This is a genomic window from Amycolatopsis sp. NPDC051372, assembly GCF_040682095.1.
In the GTDB taxonomy this organism is placed as follows: Bacteria; Actinomycetota; Actinomycetes; order Mycobacteriales; family Pseudonocardiaceae; genus Amycolatopsis.
This window is the reverse complement of sequence record NZ_JBFBAF010000010.1, coordinates 169,994-189,573: the sequence shown is the minus strand read 5'-3', so window position 1 is coordinate 189,573 and position 19,580 is coordinate 169,994. Positions and strand designations below refer to the sequence as shown.

Here is a 19,580-nt window from a genome sequence, read left to right as displayed (position 1 = left end):
ACGGACAACAGAACAGGGCCGCCGCGAGAATCGCGACGGCCCCGTACTCACCTGAGGATCAAGCGATCGCGGGATGCACCGGACCGGTGTCCACCGTCTTGTGCACGACCGCGGCGGCGCCCGGCGGCGAAGCCTGGGCGTAGCCGTTGACGTGCAGCGAGACGCTGCGGATCGAGCCCGTGTCACCGCCGGCGACGTCGACCGCCTTGAACGTCCACGTGCCGTCGGCCGAGGTCCCGGCGAGCGGGGTCTGCGGCTCGATCGGCAGGTACGTGCCCGTGAACGGTGCGAACTGCGACCCGACCGTGCTCAGCAGCGCCGAGGCGCTGTCGTCGAACACGACCTGGCACAGGTTGTTGCCACCGCTGCCGGCCCGCTGGAACAGCGTCGCCGACGCGCCCGAGGGCGAGGTCAGCGTGCCGACCAGGTCCGCGACGTAGGTGTGGTCCAGGCCGACCGTGGTCGAGCCCTCGTCGGCGGTGCAGCTGGACCCGTCGATCGAGACCGAGACCTTCGACGCGGCCCCGACGCCGCTCACCACCAGCGGCACCGAGGCGCCGAGCTGCGAGTTGTCCGGGATCGCGACCGGCGCACCGGTGTAGGAGAAGGTCTGCACCACCGGCGACGGCGTGCCCACCGGCAGGGCGAACGTGCTGGTCACCGGCGAGAACGAACCGGCGAACGTCACCTTGGCGCTCAGCACCACCGGCACGCCGAGGCCCTGGGTGGCCGGGACCGTCACGGTGAAGTCGTTGACGCCGGTCTGGCCCGGGCTGATCGTGCCGTACGACTTGGCGCGCGGCGCGATCGTGACGCCGGGCGTGGTCGTGGTGAGCACCACGCTCGTGGACGACGCGACCCCGTCGCCGGTGTTGGTCACCGGCAGCGTCACCTTCGCGGTGTCACCGGGGTCGAGGGTGCTGCCGCCGTCGGGCCCGGTGACGGTGGGCTGCTTGGCCTGCGCGTAGGGCTGGGGGCTGGCGCCGGTGTAGGCGAGCACCTTGTCGGCGAGGACCACGCCCGCGCCGGTGAGGTTGTCGCTGCCGGGCACCTCGATGTCCACGGCCGTCGCGAGGAACGCGTCGCGAACGTCCGAACCGGACAGACCGGGATTGCCCGAGAGCACGAGGCTCGCGATGGCGGCGGCGTGCGGCGCGGCGGCCGAGGTGCCGAAGAACGGGTCGAAGCCGCCCACCGAGGTGCGCACGCCGTCCGCCGCGGTGATCTCCGGCTTGTCGCGCACTTCGCCACCGGTCGAGGAGAAGTTGCCCGGCGTGATGGGCGTGCCGTCGGCCTCGTAGAACACCCGGCGCGGGCCGTCGGAGCTGAACCGCTCGGCCTTGCTGGCCGAAGAGAACGCGCCCGGGAACGGACCGGTCGGGTTGGCCGGGTCACCCGGCTCGAGCAGCCGGCCGAACGCGGCGGCCGCGGGTGCCGCGGCGACGGAGAACGCGTCGCGCGCCGAGGAGTGCCCGACCGTGACGCCCGGGGTGCTGTAGGCCTTGAGGCCGTCGGCCGAGTCACGGAAGCGGCTGCCGAACGCGGTCAGCGAGAGGTAGCGGCCCTCACCGGAGAACTTGACCATCGCGAGCCGCAGACCGGTGCCGCCGAAGAGCGGGGTGGCGAGCTGCTCGTACGGGTCCTGGGTGCCGTCCTGCACGTCCTGGCTGAACGCGACGACATTGCCCGCCGCGTCGAGCAGGTAGAGGTCGTAGTCGTCGCCCGCAGCACCGAGCGGGTCGGACCAATGCAGCGTCACGGGGATGTTTCCCGACGACGCGTCGGAGATCGGCTCGAAGATCTGGTTGCCCGCCGCGCCCGCGAAGTTGTGCGCGGTGCCGGCGAACTTGCCGACCGACTTGCCGGAGTCGGCGAAGTCGCCTTCCCAGTGGGCGGCGGTACCGTCGGCGACGTTGCCCTCGTTGCCCGCGGAGGAGAAGTAGAGCGCGCCGTCGGCGGTCACGTCGTTCACGGCCTGGGCGATGATCCAGTCCTGGAACGGGGATTCCTTGAAGTAGATGACGTCGTCGACGATCACGTCGCAGTGCGACTCGAAGCGCAGCTTGCGGATGTTGTCGGCGAAGCTCGCGTCGGAGGCGAACGCGGAGGCGAAACCGAGGGCCGCGTTGGGCGCGAGGTCGTGGATGATCTCGAGCATCGCGGTGCCCTCGTCGCCGTCGCCGGCCTGGCCGGGCACGACGTCGACGGCCGGCAGCTCCCCCTTGGCCTGCGAGACCTTGAGCGAGTCGACACCGTCGGACAGCGCGCACGCCTTCACGCCGGTGCCCGTGACGCCGTACTGCTGGCGGGCGAGGTCGGCGTTGTGCGCACGGTCGCCCTCACTGGTGATGGTGGCCGCGGCGGCACGCCGGTTCTTGGCCGCGAGGGCCTGGTTCAGCGCGGCGTCGAGCCGGGCGGCCTTCTGCTGCTTGGTTTCGACGGGCGCCGTTTTCCCTTGGCCCGCCTTGGTTTCCAGCTCACGAGCGGTGATCGCCTGGTCCGCGGTCTCGACCCGCTTCACGTCGGCGCGCGCGGCGATCGCCGGCAGCGCGGCGAGCGGCACCTCGGCGCGGATGCTCGCGGCCTTGTCCGACACCGTGCGCACGGCGGCGCCGGCCTTGCGCAGGTCGTTCACCAGCGCGTCGGACACCTTGGTGGCACGGATGTCCACGACCGCGGTGCTCGCCGTACCCGCCCCCAGCGCGGGTACGGCCGAGGCACTCAGCTTTCGGGAACGCAGCTTCTGCGTGACGAGCAGGCGGCTGTCCAGTTTGGACTCCGCCTTGGTCTGCCCGGTCTTGATCGACTGCAGTGCCGCGATCTGCCGGGCGGAGTTGTCGGAGAAGGAGTCCGGTGTGGACGCCGTGGCGGCACCCGCGACCGGAGGGGTGACGATGCCCAGCGCGGCGATCAGCGCCGCGGCGCCGGCGGCCAGGACGGTCGTCCGGCTCGTGGCTCTGGTTCTGGCTCTAGCTCTGGCTCCGGTGGGTCTCTTCGAACGGCTTCGACGCACGTGCGCCTCCGTATCTCGCACCGCGTGCCCCGACTCACGCTGGCCAACGCCGGTGATCACCGGCTGGATCCAGCTAAGTACCGTGGGTAAATCGGAAAAAGAAGCCGTTAGAGTGACGTATGGCCGTGATTTTCCCATACCCACCGGAGGTCGTAGGCCATTCAGCGGCAGCGGTGGTCCAGACCGCGGTCTCGGAGCACAGCCTCAGAGCACGAACGAGTCCGACCACGGCTGCGCGGCGCGCCCGGACAGCGCGTCGAGCAGCGTCACGGCCTGCTTGTCGGTGAGCGAAGCCACGAAGTCGACCACCGCGCGCCCGCGCGCGAGGCCGCGCACCGCGTCGGTGCCCTCCACTCGTTCGCCGGTCGCGCCCACGAGCACCTCCGGCATGGTCTGGACCAGTCCGGCGTACTCGTCCTGCGCGAGCTCCACGAGGTCGTGCAGCCGGCGGGGCAGCCGGTCGATCTCGTCGCGGTCGAGCAGCCACGCGTCGAGCGCGTCGACGAGCGTGGTCACGAGGCTGGCCTGCCCGCGCTGGTGCAGCGCGAGGTCCGGGCGCAGCAGCACGAACCGGCGGTGCACGAACTTGAGCACCTGCACCTCGTGCCACTGCGCGGTGCGCAGCGAGACGTGCCCGGAGCGAGTGGAGGGCGAGGACAGCACGAAGACGCCGTCGACGAGCCGGGAGATCCAGCCGGCCGAGAACGCCGCCGTGGCCTGCTCGGCCTCGATCGACCCGTCGAACCCGTTCTCCAGCAGCCCGTCGACGAGCTCTCGCTGCACGCGCCGGACCGCGGCGGCGAACGCGTCGTCGTCGGCGATCCAGCCGTCCTTGAGGTGCATGCGCCGGCGCAGCTGTTCGAGCGAACGGCCCGGGCGGCGCAGCTCCGCGGCGACCTGCTCGTCGTCGAGCGAGGCCAGCTGCAGCGCCCGGTCGAGCCACTCCCCCAGCTCCGCGGCGACCGGGGCGTGCTGCAGCACACCGATGCGGTGGAAGTCCTGCAGGTCGTGGATCGCGTAGGCGATGTCGTCGGCGGTGTCCATCACCGACGCCTCCACCGTCTGCTGCCAGGACTCGATGCGCCCGGTGAACGGGCCACGCGCCTGCGTGAAGTCGTCGAGTTCGGTGGCGTAGGCGGAAAACTTGCTCGCGCCGGTGCCGGGCGAGCTGTCGGGCTCGGCCGCGCCGCGGGGAGGCGTGCGCATCGACGTCGGGTGTGGCTCGGGGTAGTGCAGCCGCGCCCACGGGTACTTCAGCACCGCGGCGCGCACGGCCGCGGTGAGGTCGAGGCCGATCGCCGACGGACCGCGCACGTCGGTGGTGGTGAGGATGCGGAACGTCTGTGCGTTGCCCTCGAAGCCGTCGGCCAGGCCGAAGCGGTGGCGGGCGATGCGGTCGAGGGTCTGCTCGCCGAGGTGGCCGAACGGCGGGTGCCCGAGGTCGTGGGCGAGCGCGGCGGCCTCGCAGACGTCGGGGTCGCAGCCGCCGAGCTTCGCGGCCAGCTCGGCCGACTCGCTGGCGGCGGTGATCCGCTCGGCGATCGCGCGGGCGACCTGTGCGACCTTGAGGCTGTGGGTGAGCCGGTTGTGCAGCAGCCCGGCGCCGCCGGCGCTGACCACCTGCGTGACCCCGCCCAGGCGCGCGAAGAACGGTGAAGCGGCGATGCGGTCGCGATCGATGCGAAACGGGCTGGTGGCGAGGTCCGTGAACCCGCCCACGGAGCTCGACGGGTCCCTTCGCGCGGCTCTCGGGTCGGTCTCGGCCATGCGCTCCACCGTATCTGTCCGGCCCCCGGCGGACTCGCCGGATACGGCAGGATCGGACGGGTGAGCGACGTGCTGATCGCAGGCGGCGGGCCTGCCGGGTGGGCGCTGGCGCGCGCCTGCGCCCGGCGCGGGCTCGCGACCACGCTCGTCGACGCCGCGCCGCAGGCAGCGTGGCGCGCCACCTACGGCGCGTGGGCCGACGAGCTGCCCGGGCTGCCGGGCGAGGTGATCGCGTCGGCACCCGGCTCGACGGTCGCGTTCGGCACGCGCGAGCACCGGCTCGACCGCGGCTACCTCGTGCTCGACAACGCCGGTCTGCGGTCGTGGCTCACGGCCGCGCCGGTGACGGTGGTGGCCGGGCGGGTCGCGCACGCCGAGCACGGGCACCACGGCTCGACGGTGGTTCTCGCCGACGACCGCCGGCTCGCCACGGCGGTGGTCGTGGACGCGTCGGGGCGGAACCGGGTGCTGTCCGGCGGCCCGCCTGGTGGGCACCGCGCCGAGCAGACCGCGTACGGGCTCGTCCTGCCGGCCGCCGACGCCGAGCGGCTGGTGCCCGGCGCTTCGGACACGGCCGTGTTCATGGATTGGCGCGACGGCGCGCCGAGCTTCCGCTACCTGCTCCCGCTGGGCGACGGGTCGGTGCTCGTCGAAGAAACGTCACTCGCGCACCGGCCGGGTGTGCCGGTGGACGAGCTCGCCACGCGGCTGCGGACCCGGCTCGCGGGCGCGGGATTGCGGCCGCACGGCCGCGAGGAACGGGTGCGGATCGTGCTCGACGTACCGCTGCCGGGGCGCGGCGCGGTGGTCCCGTTCGGGGTCGCCGCCGGGCTCGTGCACCCCGCCACCGGCTACAGCATCGCGACGGCGCTGCGGCTGGCTCCGCGCGTGGCCGCGGCGCTGGCGAGTGCGTTCGAGGCCGGGCCACGGGCAGCCCGGCACGCGGCCCGCCGGACACTGTGGACGACCGAGGCGCGGGCCGTGCATTCCCTGCGGCAGTACGGATTGCGCGCTTTGCGCCGGATGTCGCCCGCCGAGCTCGCCGAGTTCTTCGACCTCTTCTTCGCGCTGCCGACTCCGGTGCAGCAGGCCTACACGTCGGGCCGGGAAGACCTGACGGGCACGGTGGCGGCGATGACCCGGCTGTTCCGCGCGGCGCCGCCGAGGCTGCGGGCGAGGCTCGCGGGCCGCCGGCCGAATACGATTCGGTAACGGCGTCGAAATCGGCGGCCGAATGCGCCGGCGCTCAGCCGGGAGCGGTACCACGTGCGGAACCGGCGGGCCGAACGGGGGACGGTCCGCGAATTCCGTATCCGAAACTTCTTCGGGTCGAACGATCAAGCTCCAGGTGGACGGACCCGCTGGTCACTGCCGCGATCCGGGCCACCACGGACGGTGTGCGAGTCCGTGTGAGTGCATGGTGAAGACGGGAATTTTCACACTTCCGAACGGCCCACGGAAATCCATCCCGAACGGGTGATCGCTACCGATTTCGTTACTCCGATTCAGGTAACTCAGGTTCCGGCGCGGTGAACATCTGCTGACAACGGTTTCGTTTCCGCGCGAGAGGATGCGACGATCTCCGGGTGACGACGCCCCGTGCGGTCCGGTTCGCCTTCCAGCCGATGTACAGCCTGCACACCGGTGGCGTTGTCGCGTACGAAGCGCTCGCCCGCCCCGGCAAGGGCACGGCCCACGAACTGCTCGCCGAAGCGCGCCGCGCCGGCCGCCTGGCCGAGGTCGACCTTGGCCTCGCCGCGGCCGCGGTGCGCCAGGAGGCCGAGCGGCCGAGCGCCCTGCCCCTGCACCTGAACATCTCCGCCCGCACGCTCGCGTCGGGCCCCGCCGCGTTCGATGAGCTGATCGCCGAACTCGGTGCCGCCGGCCGCCGCACGCGTGACGTGGTCCTGGAGATCGGCCCGCCGTTCACGCACCTGCCCGGAGACCGGCTTCTGGGCGGTATGCGGGCTTTGTCGGAGCTGGGCTTCCGGCTGGCGCTCGACGGCCTCGGTCGCGGCGATCTCCCGCTCGCGTTGCTGGCCCAAGCGCCCGTGGACTTGGTGAAGCTCGACCGCAGTGTGCTGCGCGGCCTGCCGGACGAGCCGGCGGCGGTGGCCGTGGTCGAGTCGCTGCTGCACTTCACGACGCGCACCGGCATCCGGCTCGTCGCGACCGGCATCGAGACCGGTCCGCAGCTGGACGCGGCACAGAACCTCGGCGTGCGCATCGCGCAGGGCAACCTCCTGGCGCCGCCGGCCGCGCACCGCAGCGCGCCGTCGGCCGGCGCCGTGGTGCCCGACGACCGCCGCTCACCCGCGCCGCCCACCGCTCCCCGCGTCGGCGACTTCCTGCGTCCCGCCACCACGCTGCCGTCCGACGCGACCTGCGACGCCGTGCGCGAGGTCCTCGCCGCGGCCGACGCCCCGACCGGCGTGATCGGCGTCGACGAGCACAACCGTCCACAGTGGTCGGTTGACCGCACGCGGTTCCTGGTCGCCGTGACCGGCCCGTACGGCCACGCCCTGCATGCCAAGCGCCCGGCCGAGCGGCTGGCCGACAAGCCGCACACCATCGACGCCACGGCGAGCGCGCTGGAGTTCCTCGAGCTGGTCACCGACGCCGACTGGGGTCGCACCGGCGACGACGTGGTCGTGGTCGACAACGCCGGCCGGACCCTCGGTGTGGTCCTGGTGACCGAGGTGGTCCGCGGCGTGGCCGAGGCGAAGGTCGAGGAGGCCGTGACCCTGAGCCCGCTGACGCGGCTGCCGGGCAGCGAGGCCGTGGCGCGCGACGTCGAACGCCGCATCTCCACGGGCGAGCAGTTCGTGGCGGCGTGGCTCGACGTGGACTCCTTCAAGTCCGTGAACGACAACGCCGGCTTCGCCGCGGGCGACGACCTCATCCGCGCCCTCGGCGAAACCCTCACGGGCCTCTCGCGGCGCCTCCCGCGCATGCGCGTCAGCCACGTCGGCGGCGACGACTTCCTCATCGTCTGTGACGTCGACGAGATCGGCACGGTCGCCGCCGCCCTCCTCGACACGCACTGGTCCGCCGAGGGCATGCCGGTCACCGTGTCGCTGGCCACCCTCGTTTGCGGCAGCGGCTCCATCCCTTCCTACCGCGACGCCTCCCGCCTGCTCGCCCCGCTCAAGAAGCGAGCCAAAGCGGTCCCCGGCTCGAGCTGGGTCCTGAGCCGCCCGGGCTCCGACCGCGTCGAAGTGCTCCGCGGCATCGGCCGCGACGTGGCGGTCAGCCGCTCGGCTTGACGAAGCGAGCAACCTGGCCAGGGCTTCGTCGGCGCACAGGTGCGTTAGGTCAGGGCTTCGGGGCGACGAAGCCGAACTCGTCAGTCCGGGTCCCCCGCATCCGGCCACGACCGGCGCAGGGCCGAGCCGAAGAGCCGCAGCGTGGCGTCGCCGGCTGCCCGCTTGTTGTGCCAAACTCCGACGCCCGCCGCCAAACTCCGAGCCTCGCGGAATCCGGCAGCCGCGAGTTCCGGCTCGGCCTCCGCCGCGGGAGCCACACGAGGCACGTGGAAGCGCGGCTGGACGGTCAGGTCTCCGGGGGACGAAACCGGACTCGTAGGTCCGGCGCGCATCCCGCCTACTTCCGGCGCAGGTCGGGCCGCAGCCCGGCGTCGCCAGGTGCTCGCTTGTCGTGCCGGGAGCCCCGGCGCCCGGCCTCGAATTCCGAGCCGCGGCTGTCAGGCGAACCGTCGCAGGAGCGCGGCCGGTTGGGTCCGCGCGGCCGGATCAGGGTTTCGGTGTCACGAAGCCCGACTCGTAAGCCCGGATCACCGCCTGGGTGCGGTCGCGCGCGCCCAGTTTGGAGAGGATGTTGCCGACGTGGGTTTTGACCGTTTGGAGGCCCAGGTAGAGGTCCGTGGCGATTTCCGTGTTGGACAGGCCGGCGGCCATGAGGCGCAGGACTTCGCGCTCGCGGTCGGTGAGGGCGGCGGAGGTGAGGCCGTCGCGGGCCGGGCCGCGGGGGTGGGCGGCGGCGAGGCGGCGGATGGCGGCCGGGAACAGCAGTGACTCACCGGTGGCCACGGTGCGGATGCCCGCGACGATCTCCTCCGGGCGGGCGCGCTTGAGCAGGAAGCCGCTGGCGCCGGCGAGCAGGGCGTCGTAGACGTAGTCGTCGTTTTCGAAGGTGGTCACCACGATCACCTTCGGCGGTTCGTCCACAGTGGACATCAGGTGCTGCGTCGCGCGGATCCCGTCGACGGCGGGCATGCGCACGTCCATCAGCACCACGTCGGGACGCAGGCGCGCGACCAGGCCCGGCACTTCGGCGCCGTCGGCGGCCTCGCCGGCCACCGTCAGGTCCGGCTCCGCATCGACGATCGCGCGCAGGCCGGCGCGGATGAGCTGTTCGTCGTCGACCAGCAGCACGGTCACGTTCATCGGTTCCCCCACGGCACCGTCACCACGACCTCCCACCGGTCCCCCGCCGGTCCGGCCACCAGCTTGCCACCCAGCAGCTCCGCACGCTCGGCCATGCCCCGCAGGCCCCGCCCACCGCGGGCCCGCGACGGCCGCGCCGCGCCCAGCGGGTTTGCCACCGTCGCGCACAGCTGCCCCGCCGACACCACCACGGCGACGCTCACCGGCGCATTGCCCGCGTAGCGCACCGCGTTGGTCAGGCACTCCTGCAGGATCCGGTACACCTCACGCGACACGACCGCGGGCACCGCACCCAGCGAACCCTGCACGTCGGCGTGCACCTCCGCGCCCGCCAGCCGAGTCGCCTCGACGAGCGCCGGCAGCTCCGTCAAACCCGGCTGCGGGTTGCGCGACGAAGCCCCATCGCGCAACAACCCGAGTACGTGATCGAGGTCGGCCAGCGCCGTGCGCGCGGATTCCTCGATGGCGGTGAGCGCCTGCTCGGTGAACCCCGGATCGGTCCGCAGCGTCCGGCGCGCCGCCCCCGCCTGCACCGTCACCACCGACAACGCGTGCCCCACCGAATCGTGCAGCTCGCGCGCGAGCCGCGTGCGCTCGGCCAGCTGTTCGGTCCGCCGCTCCAGCTGCGCGATTCGCTCGGCCGCCGACATCCCCAGCAACGCCCCCGCCGCCCGCCGCAGCAGCCCGCCGACGCCCCACACCGCGTAGACCAGCACCACGAACGCGGCCGCGAACGCCACCGGCAGCCACGCCGACCCCCACCCCCGGTCCACCGCGACGACCTCGGTGCCGTTGTCCACCAGCTTCCCTGTGAACACCGCACTCACCGAGAACCCGAACCCCACCGGCACCGCGAGCGACACGGTGCTCACCACCGCCCCGACCGCCACGTGCAGTACGAACATCACGCTGTACCGCGCCCGCCCCCGCACGGTGGCCGGCTGCCCCGCCGCAGCCTCGCGCAGCAGCTCCCGCACCGCGGCCGCCTCCAGCACCCGCACCGCCGGCAGGAACGACGTCGCCCCAGCACCACCACCGTCACCACGACCGCGAGCGCCGACGCCCACCCCAGCGACGTCACGAACGGCACCAGCGAAGGCACCGCCACCGCCGCGAACAACAGGTACGGCACGCTGATCGCCCCGCCCAGGATCAGGTAGACCCATCGGCGATAGGTCACCCCGCTCACCACCGGCCGGAGAACTCGCACCCCCGGATCCTCCCAGCCACCCCGCCCTGCCGCCTCCCTCCACAGCGGGAACAACTCACCCGGCAACGCGACAACAGGCAATTCAGCGAGCCCGAACCCCACACCAAAACCGCCACCCGGCACCCGGCACCCGGCACCCGGCACCACAACAGCAGCGCTACTCCCCCCGGTCAAACCGCAGCCGATCTACCCACCCCGCAGGAACGCCCAGCCCCTCCCCCGCCCCGATCCGAAGCCAAAACACGGTTCAGGGCCATTTTGTCAAGGTAATCTTTCCAGCCTTGACAAAATGGCCCTGAACCGTAGTCACAATTAAACTTCGGGGTGGATTCCCGCACCCACCACCCAATCCTCAACAGAACCTGAATCGCTCAATAAACCCCAGCCGTAACCCGAGTCCCCAAGACCTTCACACCCCCGAACCCGTTCCGCCACAACTGCTGCACCTTCGCCGCCTCCTGCGCACTCGGCTTGGCGTTCGTGCACGAAGTCCCCGGCCCATGCCCCGACATCAATTCCGAACAAGGCCCGTCGTAATCATCCGGCAACCCGAGATTGTGCCCCAATTCGTGCGCCGCAATCCTCGTCGGATCAAACCCTTCCGCTACCTGAGACGTATCCAAATAAACGTCCCCGTTCCCATGGCCATCAGTCTGCGTATACGACCCGCCACTGTGGATCTCGTGGAACACCACCGTCGCCCCGGACGAGCGCTTCACCAGCTTCACATCGGTCACCACGGCGTTCCAGTTCGCCGCGCCCTGGTCGATCTGAGCCACGTAGTCCGGTGCCCCACTCGACGTGTAGTACACGGTCGTCGCCGCGGCGGCCTCCGCGCCCGGCCCCGCGACCAGCCCGACACCCAGCGGCGCCGCCACCGCCACCGCGATCGCCGCGATGCTCCCGAACCCGCGTGCCCTCATTCGCGTCTCCTTCACCGAAATGTCCGCTCCGGTCACCGGAAATCCGGCAACCGCGGTTCGACCCACGACGTTAGGAGTTAACCAATCCCCGTGGCCACGTCCGAAAGTAGGTGACCCGGCACTGTCCGTCAGCACGGTCCCCCGCGGGAGTGAGCGCGGTCCCGCCACGGCTGGAACCGCCCGGCCGCGAACCCTGGTGTGCTCGGCAACCATGGAAACCTGCTGGTCGGCCTCTTCGCCTACGTCCTCGTGCTGTGGCCGCTCGTCGCCGCGTCGCGGCGGGTGCTCGGCGTGCGCGTCGGGTACGTCCGGGCGCTGTGCGCGGCGGTGTTCGGCTGCGTCGTCGGCGGCCTAGTTGTCCGGACCTTCCCCCTCGCGGTGCTCACCAGCGCCGGCGCGGCGGCCGGGCTGCTCATCCCGCTGGCCGGGTGCGCGCTGGCCGCGACGCTGCTGTTCCTGTTCGTCGCGGAGCTCGCCGCGCCGTCGGGGGCCGGGCTCGGGCTGTTCGGGCAGCTGCGTTCGGTGCGCGCCCGCGTGGCGCGGGCCCGGCACTACTCGCGGATCGTGTGCATCGCGATCGGCCACGGCCTCGGCGGGTACCTCGCGGGACGCCGCGAACCCGGCCTCCCCGCCTTCGTCGACGAGCTCGGCCGGCTCCAGGACCGCGTGGCGCCCGCACCCGCCGAAGCCGTGTTCGCCCTGCTGCGCGAGGAACTCGGCGCCGATCCGGAGGACGTGTTCGCCGAGTTCGACTCGGAACCGCTCGCGGCGGCGTCGATCGCACAGGTCTACGGCGCGCGGCTGCGCTCCGGCGCCGAGGTCGTGGTCAAGGTCCAGCGGCCGGGCATCCGCGCGCAGGCCGAACGCGACGTCGACATCGTCCGCCGCCTCGCCGCGCTCCTCGACGAACGGGCCGGCTGGGCCCGGGCGCTCGGCGTGACCGACCTGGCCGACGGCTTCGCCGACGCGCTGGCCGAGGAGCTGGATTTCCGCGTGGAGGCGGCCAACGTCGAAGCCGTGGCGGCCCGGGCCGTGGCCGGGGTGGACACTCCCGACCGTCCACAAAGCACTGTCCACCGAGCGCGTACTCGTGATGGGCCGCCTCGACGGCAAACCCCTCTCCACCGCGGCGCCGGGCGACCGTGAGGAGCTCGCGCGGGCTTTCCTGCGCTGCCTGCTCGACCAGGTGCTCATCGGCGGCGTCTTCCACGCCGACCCGCACCCCGGCAACGTCCTCCTGCTCGACGACGGCACCCTCGGCCTGCTCGACTTCGGCTCCGTCGGCCGCCTCGACGCGGGCCTGCGCGCCGGCCTGCAGAACCTGCTGCTCGCCCTCGACCGCGGCGACCCGGCGGGGCTGCGCGACGGGCTGCTGGAGATCGTCGACCGCCCCGACGAGATCGACGAGCAACGCCTGGAACGCGCGCTCGGCGCGTTGCTCGTGCGCCACTTCGGCCCGGGCCGGGCGCCAGGGTTCGACCTGTTCACCGACCTGTTCCGCGTGGTCGCCGACTTCCGCCTCGCCGTGCCGCCGCCCATCGCCGCCGTCTTCCGCGCGCTCGCGACGGCCGAAGGCACCCTGGCCACGCTCGCACCCGGCTTCGACGTGGTCAGCGAATCACGCGCGTTCGCCGGCGAGCAGATCGGCGCCCGCCTGCGGCCCGAGACCATGCGCGACGAGGTACTGGCCCTGCTGCCGGTGCTGCGCCGGCTTCCCCGCCGCGTCGATCGGATCGGCGCGGCCCTGGAGGGGGGCCGGCTTTCGGTCAACGTGCGACTGTTCTCCGACGAACGCGACCGCGATCTCGTGACCGGCCTCGTGCACGAAGTGCTGCTGGCGTTCATCGGCATCGCGACCGGTCTGATGGCCGTGCTGCTGCTCGGCAGCGCGAGCGGCCCGCGGCTGCTGCCGGACCTGACGCTCAACCAGGTCTTCGGCTACAACCTGCTGGTCGTCAGCGCATTGGTGGGCCTTCGGCTGCTCTTCGTCGTCTTCCGCCGGAGCGCGCGACGGTCACGATCAAACCGATGAACCCGAGCAGGAACAGCGCGGCACCTCCGGCCGCCAGGTACCGGTCGGTGGTGAGACCGGTGTCCGCGGTGGCCGCTCCGGGCAGGCCGGCGTCGGTGAAGGCCGTGGTGGGCTTGAGGGTCACGGAGGAAAAGATCGTCCCCTTTGCGACGACCACACCGTCCACCTTGGACAGCGGGACGGAGCCGGCGCCGGGGTCGTAGACGTACTCGCGGGAATCGTCGGTGATGTCGCGCCTGTCGTTCGCGACGAAAACCGAACCCGGTGGCACCTGCGTCGCGAACTCGTAGGCGCCGGCCGAAAGTGACACCGCCGGATCGAGGTAGGGCTCGGTGACGGTCTTGCCGTTCACCTGCAGCCGGTTGTCGGGCCCGCAGCAGACCACCCGGTCGCCCCCGACCGCGATCACGCGCTTGATGTAGTAGTAGCCGGGCGGCATGTCGGGGAACGCGTCGGCCTGGAACGAAACCAGGTCGCCCCGGTGGATCTCGTGGCTCCCGGCCCAATGCAGAACCACGGGGTCGCCGGCCGCGATCGTGGCTTCCATGGAGCGGCCGCCGATGCGCGATGTGCTGTAGCCGCCGAGCACGTTCAACACCCCGGTTACCACGAGCGCGGCGCCGGCCACGACGAACACCACAAAAAGCGCCAGAAACGGCGAAAACCGGCGCGTGCGAGGCGGCGCCGCCGGGGGCGCCGGGAAGTCTGTCACGCACCTCTATCGGACCGGCCCGGCCGGCGTTACCCGCCGCCCGACCAGGTCTTCGGCGGCAACCTGCTCGTGATCAGTGCGCTGGTGGGACTGCGGCTGCTTTTCGTCGCCTTCCCGCGGACCGCACGGCGATCACAATCGCGCCGATGAACCCGAGCAGGAACACCACGGCACCACCGGCCGCGAGGTAGCGGTCCTTGCTCAGGTCGGTGTCCTCGGTGGACGCTCCCGGCAGGCCCGCGTCGGTGAACGCCGTGGTGGGCTTGAAGCTCTCCGAGGCGAAGATGCTGCCCTTCGCGACGACCACACCGTCCACCTTGGACAGGGGGACGGCACCCGCACCGGGTGCGCTGACGTAGATGCGCGAGTCGTTGGAGTTGTCGCGCGTATCGCCGGCTACGAAGATCGTGCCCGGCGGCACCTGCGCGCTGAAGGGCATCGCCGCCGCAGCGGGTGACACCTTCGGGTCGAGGTAGGGCTCGGTGACCGACTTGCCGTTGACCTCGATCCGGTGGCCGGGGTCGCAGCAGACCACCCGATCGCCACCGACCGCGATCACGCGCTTGAGGAGCCGACCGCGTTCCATGTCAGGCAATGCATCGGCCTGGAACACGACCAGGTCGCCGCGGTGGATCTCTCGGCCCTCGCCCCAGTTGTAGACGACGGTGGTGCCCGGCGGGATCGTGCCGGCCATCGAGCCACCCGGCACGGTCACCATGCTGTAGCCGAGCACCTTCACGACACCGGTCGCCGCGGCCACGGCTCCGACGACGGCGAGCACGAGGAAGATTGCCAGCAGCGCTGAGAACCGCCGCTTGACCTGCACCGGAGCGGGCGGCGGCGGAAAGTCGGGTTCGGTCACGTTGATCTATCGTGGGCGTTGCGCGAGCGTTACCCGGTTCGCGGCGCGTACATGATCACCGCGACGCCCACGAGGCACAGCAGGGCGCCGATCACGTCGAACCGGTCGGGCCGGTAGCCGTCGGCCACCACGCCCCAGGCGAGCGAGCCGGCCACGAAAACCCCGCCGTACGCGGCGAGGATGCGGCCGAAGTGGGCGTCGGGCTGCAGCGTGGCGACGAATCCGTAGAGCCCGAGCGCCACGATGCCCCCGCCGATCCACGCCCAGCCGCGGTGCTCTCGCACGCCCTGCCAGATGAGCCACGCGCCGCCGATCTCCAGCACCGCGGCCGCGACGAACAACGCGACCGACTTGAGGACCGTCATCGGCCGAAGGGGTTACCGAGGGTCCCCGTGTCGAAGGTGACCATCGTCGATGTCCACAGTGGATTGACCGCGAACGCGACCGCCCCGCCGAGCGCGACCACGCACGTGAGCCCGCCCAGCAGCACGCCCGCGCGAGCCACGTCGCCTCCGTGTTCGCGACCACCGCCGGTCAGGCCCAGCACGATCGCCAGCACCCCGGCCAGCAGCCCGACGAAGAACAGCGCCCCCAGCACGAGTAGAAACACCTGCCCCACGATCGGGTACACCGGCCCCGCCTCCATCCTGGGCCGCACCAGCAACCACGCGATCCACGTCGCCACGACCAACATGAAGCCCACAGCCGCGATCGCCACCGCCGCGACGGCCAGGCCACGCCGGGGTCTCTCCTCGTTGTCCGGTTCGGTCATGCCCCAGTCATAGCACCCGGGCCCGGTTTTCGTCGGACCTTCGCGCTAGCTTCACCGCCATGGATCTTGACGACGTCGCCCACAGACTGGCGACCGCGCTGCACGAAGCCGTCGGCGCCGAAGAAGCCGTGCTGCGAGTGCGCGTATCCGGCGGCGCACTGGTCCTCGACGCCTGGGCTCCGGCCCGCCACCGGGTCGATTGCGGCGCCGCTGGCATGCGCGCCCTCTACGACGCCCGGCCCGGCACGTACGAAGTGCGGCTGCGCGCTGACGGCAGTTACACGTTCGAGGCCGGCGGTGCGCTCTGGCCGGTCGCCGACGGCTGGCTTCTGTTCGACGAGGACTTCCGCTACCCAGGACACCCGTTGCCCGGTATGCCGAGGCCGGCAGCCGCGGCCCCCACCGGCGCGCCCACGAATCCAGCTGTGCTCGCCGAGCTCACGGCGCTGTGCGAGGAGTTCGCCGGGCACTACACGCGAATCAAGGGTCAGGCACCGCCCTGGCCGGCCGGACGGACCGAGGCGGAGATCTCGGCTGTCGAAGAGCGCATCGGTGCCCGGCTGCCGGAAGACCTGCGCGCGCTCTACCTCGTGGCCGACGGGGATCCCGAGGAGACCGGACTGCTGGGGCCGTACTCGGCCAATCCGCTGGACCAGGTGGTCGGCGACCACACAGGCGGCCCGCCGGGCGCGTACGGCTGGGAAGACAGCGTGTCCGACACCGGCGTCGTATTCGAGCCCCCGCCGTTCGGGCTCGTGAAACGCCTGTCTCGCAACGACTGGTGGATCCCGTTCGGCAGCGACCGCGCGTTGAACTTCCTGTGCGCCGACCTCGACCCCGCCCCGGGCGGACGCGCCGGCCAGGTTCTGGAGTACGGACGGGATGTCGAGGGGCTACGCTACGTCGCGCCGTCCGTCACGGCGATGATCCGTGAGGTCGTCGAGGCGCTGCGTGCCGGCAAGCACAAGAAGGGCGGCGGCAGCGCTTTCCTGCGGACCGAAGTTGCGCTGCGGGACAACAAGTTCCGCAGCCACAGCGGGGTGGTGACCGGCTCGGCGTCGGCTGTGCACGAGATCGCCGACCGGCAGCTGATGCAGCACCTGTGCCTCAACGACGCCGGCACCGTGAACCTCGGCGTGATCGAGGACTTCCCCGCGCTGCGGGAGCTGGAGGTCAATCGCGCCACGCGGATCATCGGCGGCCTCGATCACCTGCCGGCGATCGAGGCGCTGAGGGTGCGCGCGGGTGAAGTCGACCTCCGCGCATTCGCCGGCCATTCGCTGTGGAGTCTCGAGCTCGCCGGGCTCACGCGGCCCGTGGCGGTGCAGGAGCTCGCCGCTTTGCCGAACCTCACTCGGCTCGCCGTCGCCGAGGCCGAGGTACTGGAGCTGGAACGGATCGCGGAGCTGCCGAACCTGCGTGTGCTCAGCCTGTCTCGCGCCCAGGTCGGTCACCTGCTCGCGGCCGGCGCCCCATTCCCCCGCTTAGCAGCTCTCCAGGTCCCGCGCCGGACACCGGTGGCTGCGGCTGCTGGGCTCTGGAGCCGGTTCTCGCCTGAGCGCGAAGCTCCCTGGTACACCGAATTGACCGGCGCTGTGTAGGACGTTATACGGCCCGCGAAACAGAACAGGCCACCCCGCCAGAAGCGGAATGGCCTGTTCCTTCGAAAAAAGCTCAGACGGTGAACCCGAGCGCACGCAGCTGCTCGCGGCCGTCGTCGGTGATTTTTTCCGGGCCCCACGGCGGCATCCAGACCCAATTGATCCGGAAGTCGCTCACGAGGCCGCCGGAGGTCAGCGCCGCGGAGGTCTGGTCTTCGATCACGTCGGTCAGCGGGCACGCCGCCGACGTGAGCGTCATGTCCAGCGTGGCCGAGTTGTCCTTCTCCACGCGGATGTCGTACACCAGGCCGAGGTCGACGACGTTGATCCCGAGCTCGGGGTCCACGACGTCGCGCATCGCCTCTTCGATGTCCTCGATCTTGGCGACGTCGGCGGGCACCGACGACGCCGTCTGCTCCGGCAGGTCCGCGGCGGTGCGCCCTTCGCGAGGGTCGGCCTCCGGGGCCACGGTCTCTTCGCTCATGCCTTCTCAGCTCCTGTGGTGGTGCGGGCCACGGCGTCCTTGAACGCCATCCAACCGAGGAGGGCGCACTTCACGCGCGCCGGGTACTTGGCGACGCCGGCGAACGCGATGCCGTCCTCCAGCACGTCCTCGTCGGGCTCGACCTTGCCCTTGCCCTGCATCAGTTCCACGAAGGCGTCCATGGTGGTGAACGCCTCCTCCACGGTGTGGCCGGTGACGAGGTCGGTCAGCACCGACGTGGAGGCCTGGCTGATCGAGCAGCCCTGCCCCTCGTACGACACCTGCTCGACCTTGCCGTCCGCGAGCTTCACGCGCAGCGTCACCTCGTCGCCGCAGGTCGGGTTGACCTGGAACGACTCGGCGTCGTACGGATCGCTCAAGCCACGTCCGTGCGGGTTCTTGTAGTGGTCCAGGATGATCTCCTGGTACATGCTCTCGAGGTTCACTTCGCGACCCCGAAGAACTTCTGCGCCTCGCGGATACCGTCGACGAGAGCGTCCACTTCGGACAGTGTGTTGTAGAGGTAGAACGTGGCGCGCACGGTGGCCTGCGCCGAGCACGCCCGGTGCAGCGGCCACGCGCAGTGGTGGCCCACGCGCACGGCGATGCCCAGGCTGTCGAGCACCTGGCCGGCGTCGTGCGGGTGCACGCCGTCGATCACGAACGACACCGCGCCGCCGCGGTCTGCCATGTCGGTCGGCCCGATGATGCGGACGCCGTCGATGGCGCTGATCCCGGCGAGCGCGTGCTCGGTGAGCAGGTGCTCGTGGGCCGCGATGCGCTCCATGCCGATCGCCGAGAGGTAGTCGACGGCCGCGCCGAGGCCGATGGCCTGCGACGTCATCGGCACGCCGGCCTCGAACCGCTGCGGCGGCGGGGCGAACGTGGAGCCCTCCATGCGGACCAGCTCGATCATCGACCCGCCCGTGAGGAACGGCGGCATCGCTTCGAGCAGCTCGCTGCGCCCGTAGAGCACGCCGATGCCGGACGGTGCCAGCATCTTGTGCCCGGAGAACGCCGCGAAGTCCACGCCGAGTGCCCCGAAGTCCACGGCCCCCTGGCCGTACACCCCGTGGGGCACCGACTGGCACGCGTCGAGCACGGTCAGCGCGCCGACCGACTTGGCCTTGGCCACGAGCACGTCGACCGGGTTGATCGTGCCGAGCACGTTGGACTGGTGCGCGAAGGCGACCAGCTTGGTGCGCGGCGTGATCAGCTCGTCGATCTCCGACAGGTCGAGCCGGCCTTCGGGCGTCACCTTGAACCACTTCAGCGTGGCCCCGGTGCGCTGGCAGAGCTGCTGCCAGGGCACGAGGTTCGCGTGGTGCTCCATCTCGGTGATCACGATCTCGTCGCCGGGCCCGACCTTGAACCGCTCTGACTCCGGGCCGGCCGTGCTCGCGTTGCTCATCGCGTACGCCACGAGGTTGATGCCCTCGGTCGCGTTCTTGGTGAACACGAGCTCCTCCGGGGAGGCACCGACGAACTCGGCGATCCGCGCGCGGGCGGACTCGTAGGCGTCGGTGGCCTCCTCGGCGAGCTGGTGCGCACCGCGGTGCACGGCGGCGTTGGAGGTCTCGAGGAACGCGCGCTCGGCGTCGAGGACCTGCGTCGGCCGCTGCGAGGTCGCGCCGGAGTCCAGGTACACCAAGGGTTTCCCGTCGCGCACGGTGCGGGACAGGATCGGGAAGTCGGCACGCAGTGCCGCCACGTCAAGGGGAACAGAGTTGGTCGGGCTGTTCGAAGCCGTGGTGGTCATCGAGCCAACTCCTCTCGGTGTAGTCGGGAACTTCGTGAT

The 19,580-nt window shown here is 71.4% G+C and carries 14 protein-coding genes and 2 pseudogenes; 4 read left to right on the top strand and 12 right to left on the bottom strand.

Going from position 1 to position 19,580, the window contains the following annotated elements; all coding sequences use genetic code 11:
- Positions 1-58: 58 nt before the first annotated feature.
- Positions 59-2,914 carry a S8 family serine peptidase gene (locus AB0M56_RS17770; RefSeq protein ID WP_364177083.1) on the bottom strand — a complete coding sequence of 952 codons (2,856 nt, stop codon included), beginning with the start codon at positions 2,912-2,914 and terminating at the stop codon, positions 59-61.
- Between the two features lie 303 nt (positions 2,915-3,217).
- Positions 3,218-4,780 (bottom strand): dGTP triphosphohydrolase, encoded by a 1,563-nt coding sequence (gene dgt, locus AB0M56_RS17765; protein WP_364176893.1) that lies wholly within the window; start codon positions 4,778-4,780, stop codon positions 3,218-3,220.
- A 60-nt stretch (positions 4,781-4,840) separates the two neighbouring features.
- Between dgt and AB0M56_RS17760 the strand changes: the two genes are divergently transcribed.
- Positions 4,841-5,992 (top strand): lycopene cyclase family protein, encoded by a 1,152-nt coding sequence (locus AB0M56_RS17760; protein ID WP_364176890.1) that lies wholly within the window; start codon positions 4,841-4,843, stop codon positions 5,990-5,992.
- A gap of 374 nt (positions 5,993-6,366) precedes the next feature.
- On the top strand, positions 6,367-8,046 hold the full coding sequence (locus AB0M56_RS17755) for a GGDEF domain-containing protein (protein ID WP_360591957.1): 1,680 nt from the start codon (positions 6,367-6,369) through the stop codon (positions 8,044-8,046).
- 486 nt (positions 8,047-8,532) lie between these two features.
- Here AB0M56_RS17755 and AB0M56_RS17750 read toward each other — a convergent pair whose 3' ends face one another.
- The 3 genes and pseudogenes from AB0M56_RS17750 to AB0M56_RS17740 form a co-directional block, all read right to left on the bottom strand.
- Positions 8,533-9,186 (bottom strand): response regulator transcription factor, encoded by a 654-nt coding sequence (locus AB0M56_RS17750; protein ID WP_364177080.1) that lies wholly within the window; start codon positions 9,184-9,186, stop codon positions 8,533-8,535.
- Positions 9,183-10,396: pseudogene (locus AB0M56_RS17745) on the bottom strand (histidine kinase). The gene AB0M56_RS17750 and the pseudogene AB0M56_RS17745 overlap by 4 nt, the downstream one beginning before the upstream one ends.
- 371 nt (positions 10,397-10,767) lie before the next feature.
- The gene (locus tag AB0M56_RS17740; protein ID WP_364176887.1) at positions 10,768-11,319 is read right to left on the bottom strand and encodes a snapalysin family zinc-dependent metalloprotease; all 552 of its coding nucleotides are present in this window, start codon (positions 11,317-11,319) and stop codon (positions 10,768-10,770) included.
- Between the two features lie 222 nt (positions 11,320-11,541).
- Here AB0M56_RS17740 and AB0M56_RS17735 point away from each other — a divergent pair.
- Positions 11,542-13,351, top strand: a pseudogene (locus tag AB0M56_RS17735) (AarF/ABC1/UbiB kinase family protein).
- Here the strand turns inward: AB0M56_RS17735 and lepB (AB0M56_RS17730) are convergent.
- From lepB (AB0M56_RS17730) to AB0M56_RS17715, 4 genes are all read right to left on the bottom strand, one after another.
- A complete protein-coding gene (gene lepB / locus AB0M56_RS17730; protein ID WP_364176884.1) occupies positions 13,275-14,063 on the bottom strand; it encodes a signal peptidase I in 789 nt (262 codons plus the stop codon). The pseudogene AB0M56_RS17735 and the gene lepB (AB0M56_RS17730) sit on opposite strands and share 77 nt — an antisense overlap.
- 73 nt (positions 14,064-14,136) lie before the next feature.
- Positions 14,137-14,925, bottom strand: a complete 789-nt coding sequence (gene lepB / locus AB0M56_RS17725) for a signal peptidase I (RefSeq protein WP_364176882.1) — start codon at positions 14,923-14,925, stop codon at positions 14,137-14,139.
- Between the two features lie 29 nt (positions 14,926-14,954).
- Entirely contained in the window at positions 14,955-15,290 is a 336-nt protein-coding gene (locus AB0M56_RS17720; protein WP_364176879.1) for a YnfA family protein, read from the bottom strand.
- Positions 15,287-15,697 (bottom strand): hypothetical protein, encoded by a 411-nt coding sequence (locus AB0M56_RS17715; protein ID WP_364176877.1) that lies wholly within the window; start codon positions 15,695-15,697, stop codon positions 15,287-15,289. Before AB0M56_RS17715 ends, AB0M56_RS17720 begins: the two co-directional genes overlap by 4 nt.
- Before the next feature lie 59 nt (positions 15,698-15,756).
- On the opposite strand from AB0M56_RS17715, the gene AB0M56_RS17710 reads away from it, so the two are divergent.
- On the top strand, positions 15,757-17,298 hold the full coding sequence (locus AB0M56_RS17710) for an SMI1/KNR4 family protein (RefSeq protein WP_364176874.1): 1,542 nt from the start codon (positions 15,757-15,759) through the stop codon (positions 17,296-17,298).
- Between the two features lie 73 nt (positions 17,299-17,371).
- Here AB0M56_RS17710 and AB0M56_RS17705 read toward each other — a convergent pair whose 3' ends face one another.
- The 3 genes from AB0M56_RS17705 to AB0M56_RS17695 are packed head-to-tail and all read right to left on the bottom strand — an operon-like array spanning position 17,372 to position 19,541.
- A complete protein-coding gene (locus AB0M56_RS17705) occupies positions 17,372-17,782 on the bottom strand; it encodes a metal-sulfur cluster assembly factor (protein ID WP_220238731.1) in 411 nt (136 codons plus the stop codon).
- Entirely contained in the window at positions 17,779-18,228 is a 450-nt protein-coding gene (sufU, locus tag AB0M56_RS17700) for a Fe-S cluster assembly sulfur transfer protein SufU (protein ID WP_364176871.1), read from the bottom strand. The genes AB0M56_RS17705 and sufU overlap by 4 nt, the downstream gene beginning before the upstream one ends.
- Entirely contained in the window at positions 18,225-19,541 is a 1,317-nt protein-coding gene (locus tag AB0M56_RS17695; RefSeq protein WP_364176868.1) for a cysteine desulfurase, read from the bottom strand. The genes sufU and AB0M56_RS17695 overlap by 4 nt, the downstream gene beginning before the upstream one ends.
- Between the last annotated feature and the right edge of the window lie 39 nt (positions 19,542-19,580).